We start from the raw sequence: 545 nt of genomic DNA, 5'->3' as shown, positions 1-545 counted from the left end.
AACCATTACGGCATCAGCACCCGTCTGTTCCATGGCCGTGGCGGCTCTGTCAGTCGCGGCGGCGGCTCAACCCATCAGGCTATCGCCGCTCAGCCTGCTGGTACGTTAAACGGACAAATCAAGTTTACCGAGCAAGGCGAAGTGCTCTATGCCAAGTACGCCAATCCAGATACGGCGGTATTTGAGCTGACCATGGGTATCACAGGCGCACTAAAAGCCAGCTCGTCACGTTTTGTAGAGCAGCCCGCCCAGCTTGATAGCTATGAAGCACTGTTTACGGATCTGGCCGATGCAGGCGAGCAGCAATATCGAGCACTGACAGATAATACAGAAGGGTTTTACCAGTTTTACTCCGAAGCCACGCCCGTACAAGAGATTTCTTTACTAAATATCGGCTCACGCCCTGCCCACCGCAAAAAAGGTCTACCAAGCAAATCAACGATTCGGGCGATACCTTGGGTATTTGGCTGGTCGTTGGCACGCTTTACTCTGCCAGCGTGGTATGGGGTCGGCACTGCTTTAGACAGTGTCAAACAAAATGAAGA

1 protein-coding gene is annotated in these 545 nt (G+C 52.7%); it reads left to right on the top strand.

Translation table 11 applies throughout. From position 1 onward, the window contains the following. Positions 1–545, top strand: a 545-nt coding sequence (locus ACS8FD_RS23830) for a phosphoenolpyruvate carboxylase (protein WP_439277668.1), incomplete at both ends; no start/stop codon positions are given.

The organism is Psychrobacter sp. 1U2 (assembly GCF_051847575.1).
This window is presented reverse-complemented; position numbering and strand designations above follow the sequence as displayed.